This window comes from Mesorhizobium sp. M7D.F.Ca.US.004.03.1.1, assembly GCF_003998635.1.
In the GTDB taxonomy this organism is placed as follows: Bacteria; Pseudomonadota; Alphaproteobacteria; order Rhizobiales; family Rhizobiaceae; genus Mesorhizobium; species Mesorhizobium loti.
This window is the reverse complement of sequence record NZ_RZQG01000614.1, coordinates 1-3,637: the sequence shown is the minus strand read 5'-3', so window position 1 is coordinate 3,637 and position 3,637 is coordinate 1. Positions and strand designations below refer to the sequence as shown.

Annotated in this window: 6 protein-coding genes; 2 read left to right on the top strand and 4 right to left on the bottom strand. The window is 61.3% G+C overall.

Annotated elements, in window-relative coordinates; all coding sequences use genetic code 11:
• The first annotated feature begins 39 nt into the window (after positions 1–39).
• On the top strand, positions 40–408 hold the full coding sequence (locus EN935_RS26460) for a hypothetical protein (protein WP_127373772.1): 369 nt from the start codon (positions 40–42) through the stop codon (positions 406–408).
• A 301-nt stretch (positions 409–709) separates the two neighbouring features.
• On the opposite strand, the gene EN935_RS26455 is transcribed toward EN935_RS26460, so the two are convergent.
• From EN935_RS26455 to EN935_RS26440, 4 genes are all read right to left on the bottom strand, one after another.
• Positions 710–916, bottom strand: coding sequence for a hypothetical protein (locus tag EN935_RS26455; RefSeq protein ID WP_127264987.1), 207 nt, complete (start codon positions 914–916; stop codon positions 710–712).
• A 6-nt stretch (positions 917–922) separates the two neighbouring features.
• A complete protein-coding gene (locus tag EN935_RS26450) occupies positions 923–1,375 on the bottom strand; it encodes a hypothetical protein (protein WP_127264988.1) in 453 nt (150 codons plus the stop codon).
• A gap of 139 nt (positions 1,376–1,514) precedes the next feature.
• Complete coding sequence (locus tag EN935_RS26445; protein WP_245489054.1) at positions 1,515–1,841, bottom strand: hypothetical protein; 327 nt, start codon at positions 1,839–1,841, stop codon at positions 1,515–1,517.
• Positions 1,842–1,870: 29 nt separating this feature from the next.
• Positions 1,871–2,695, bottom strand: a complete 825-nt coding sequence (locus EN935_RS26440; protein WP_127264994.1) for an N-formylglutamate amidohydrolase — start codon at positions 2,693–2,695, stop codon at positions 1,871–1,873.
• Between the two features lie 239 nt (positions 2,696–2,934).
• On the opposite strand from EN935_RS26440, the gene EN935_RS26435 reads away from it, so the two are divergent.
• Positions 2,935–3,637: xanthine dehydrogenase family protein subunit M (locus EN935_RS26435; RefSeq protein WP_164771354.1), on the top strand; the 703-nt coding region annotated here is incomplete at its 3' end.

Below are 3,637 nucleotides of genomic sequence, written 5' to 3'. Positions count from 1 at the left end.
ACGAGATGCTCATAGCAGACGAAATGCACCGGCGCGCCGGTGCATTTCGTCTGCTATGAGCATCTCGTTGCAACGCCGGCCCTTTGCCTGAATGCGATGTCCCGCTTTCTTGATCTTCCCCGGCCTTTCGACCCCGGCACCGCCGTGGCAATGCCGCAGCACGCGATTGGCGCCAGCAACGACATCGACCCGCCTGCGGACCCCACTGCCAATCAGGGCCCGTTCGATCCCGCCCGTGCGGATCTGGCATCCGCCCTTGCCAGGATGGGGTGGCGCAATGCGAGCACTATCCTGCGGGCCATCGACGACGATGTGCTTGATGCAACGGGGCGACCTGAGTTTCGCAAAACCTGCAGGCAGGCGGCGGGCGCCAAGGCGATGCTGAGGTCGCTGGTTGGGTTTTGGTGAGGGGCGGTCCGGCGGCCGGAGGGCCGCACCGGGAGATTTCATGCCGAGGTGACGGGCGCCGCGAGGGGACTCAGCCGGTGAACGCTTCGAATGTATCCTTGGAGGTCAGCATCGCCTGGCCGTTGAACGAGATCGAGAAATCACCAAGCTGGTACTGGCCTTGGTCATTCTTGACCAGAAGGTCGCCATCAACCTTGTTGAAGCCACTCTCGATGCCTTTGACGATCCTGTCGACGTAGCGCAGGTTGCTCTTGACGGAGAGAATATCGTTCTTGGCCAGCTGCTGCGCGAGACGTTGGAGCTACGGGTTGTCGCCGATACTTTGCCGCCGCGCTTCAACGACCTCGGAGCTGGTGCGCGCCAACGCCGCGTTCAGAACCGGCAATGCCTTCTGCAAGCTGAACAATGCATCAGAAGTCATCTTGCTTGCGTCGGCGTAGCTCAGGCTTTGGTTGCTGATCGCCTTGTTGGTCTGCGCTTGCGGGATGCGGTCGGCGGCAGCCTCCATCTCGTCCTAGACGGCCCACATATAGTCATGCTCTTCCATTGCCATCACCGTTTCCCGCGTCTCGCCGGCAGGAATGAAATAGCGCGCAACGGTGGAGTCCTTGTGCTGGCGATCCGCCTCGACCATCGAGCTGATGAAGCGTGTATACTCGGCATAGAGTTCGCCATAATTGGCTTGGCCGGCGCGCATATAGGGGTCGTCCGCCGTCGTGGTGGAGGCTTGTGCCGCACTGGCGGATGAAGCCGCTGGTGCGTCCGCCTTGGCGTCCTGGCCAAAGCTACCGAACAGGTCATACTCTGTGTTGTCCTCATTGCTGGCGGCGCCCGGTCGGATGACCGGAGCCTCGGCCCGCAGCGCTGTACCTGCTTTGAGGAACGTCGACTGGCTTGTTGCAGCAAAGCCGCTCCTGGCGGACATCAGATTCTGTATCGTAACAGTGAGATCCGAGATAATCTGCATTGAGTAATCCTTGAATTTCCCATGCCTTGCATGCGATTCGCAGAATGAAGCACAGCAGTTAATCAACGGTTCAAGGTGAGCATTGGACAAAAATAGTTAGTCTGGTGCCAACGGCGTCTCCAATATAATTCAACAACAACTAATATAGTTGGCAAAGCCGCGAAAGCGACGAGCTTTCGAAACCCCGATTCATTCCGATGTCCAGCATGAGGAATGCGCCGCAGTGATCGCGGATCCTTCGCGCCACCAGCCGCGCAACGTGGCCGGCGAGGTCGATGTCGGCCGCGATGAGATAGGACGCGTTGGCGGAGACGGCATGGAATGCCGCATCCTGATGCGACCCGACATGCACACACAGAAAGGGCAGGGGGCGATCCATGTGCAAACGGTTGCCATTGCCGAATTCGCGACGGATCGGCTTGCCATCCCGGAAAAGCGCGTCCAGATCCGCTTCGATCAGCGCCAATGGAGACGCGGACTCGACGAGCTTCAGCTTCATCGCATGGCCCGCAGCGCCTCAACCAGGACGGGCACGGTCGATGCCAACATGGCGCGCAGCCGCTCGATTGCGCTCCAGTCGGGGTCGCCGCTCCATTCGTCCATGAAGATCTTCTTGAACTCGACCGCGATGGCGCACCCGGTTTGTGGAAAATTGGCATGGACGAAGCGGGTCTGTTCGCCCTTGCCCTGGAAGGATACGTTCTCGCGCACGTCGATCGGCTCGCCGTCGAGACGCCGGCCGCGAAGCGCCTCGATGAAAGCGTCGACGACCGGCGCCCAGCGCTCGCGGTCCATCGAGAATGTGCCGATATTGATATCGGGCGCGCCATCTTGTGACGCGGGCGCTCCTTGCGGCCCTTCGCGCCGGTGGTTGTAGCTGTGGACGTCGACAAGGACGAACCTGCCGCAGCGTTTTTCGACATCGACGAGGACACGCTTGAGCTCGGCATAGAACGCGTCGTGAAACGCGAGGGACTCGTTCACGATCTCCTCGGCCGGTGGCTCTCGCCACACATTCAAGCCCCAGGACTGCTCCGGCGACAGATAGATCGCGGCCTCGCGCGCCCGGTTCAGATCGACCTGAAAGCGCGATCGATGAACGATAAGCTGGGTCGGGAAATCGGCGATGAAGTGTTCGGTGAAGGGATCCTCCTCCCGCAGCCGGTCGGCGCTGGAGATGGACAGCAGCGGTTGGCAAACGGGCCCGACATCGCAGCCGCTGTGGATCGCCGTGCCAATGACCGGCGATGCACCGAGCTTGATTGTCCAGCCTGCCGCTGATCCGTTGGAAGTGTTGTTGAAAATGGGCTTGTTCACGATCCACTGAAATGCGCGGAGAGGGCGGACGGGTCCGGTTCGCCACACAAGCCTAACGTTTTACACCCTTGAGGAAACCAGGAATTTGCTCCAAGCTGGGCTTTCTCAATGATTTCCGGTTCGCACGGCGTACGCCAATTCAGGTTGGGCGCCTGGCTCAATGCCGCGATGCGGAACCGGATGGTCATTATGAGGAGACTGTTTATAACGGTCGCTGAAATCGCGAAGATCAAGGGGAGACGATGCGCTACATACGTCCGCTTTCAATGGAAGATGCCGTTGGCCAGTTGGCCGGCTCGTCCGGTACATCAGCAATTCTCGCGGGAGGCAGCGACCTCCTGGTGAGGATGAAAGGCGGCTTCATCGAACCCGACCTGATCGTCGACATCAAGGCGATCGACGGCTTGAGCGAGATCAGGGAAACGCCTGAAGGCTTCAGCATCGGCGCCGCGGTCCCCTGCGCCGTGTTGGGAGAGAGTGCCGCCCTGAAGAAGGCATGGCCTGGTGTCGTCGAGGCGGCCAAGCTGATCGGTTCGAAGCAGGTGCAGGGACGCTGCACCATAACAGGCAATCTCTGCAACGCTTCGCCGGCCGCCGACAGCGTGCCGGCGCTGGTTGCCGCAGGCGCCAGGGCAGTGGTCGTCGGACCGGCGGGCAGGCGCACGATTCCCGTGCAGAGCGTGCCGACCGGACCGGGCAAGACGTCGCTGGCCAAAGGCGAGATCATCGAGGCGATCCTGCTCGACAAGCGCGCGCCGCGGTCGGGCGATGCCTATCTGCGTTTCATTCCACGCACGGAGATGGATATCGCGGTGGTCAGCGCCGGCGTGAACCTGACGCTCGACGAGCACGGTGTCGTCAAATCGGCCCGCGTGGCGCTGGGCGCCGTGGCGGCGACGGTGCTTTTGGTCGAAGAGGCCGCGCAGGTGCTCATCGGTTCCAGGC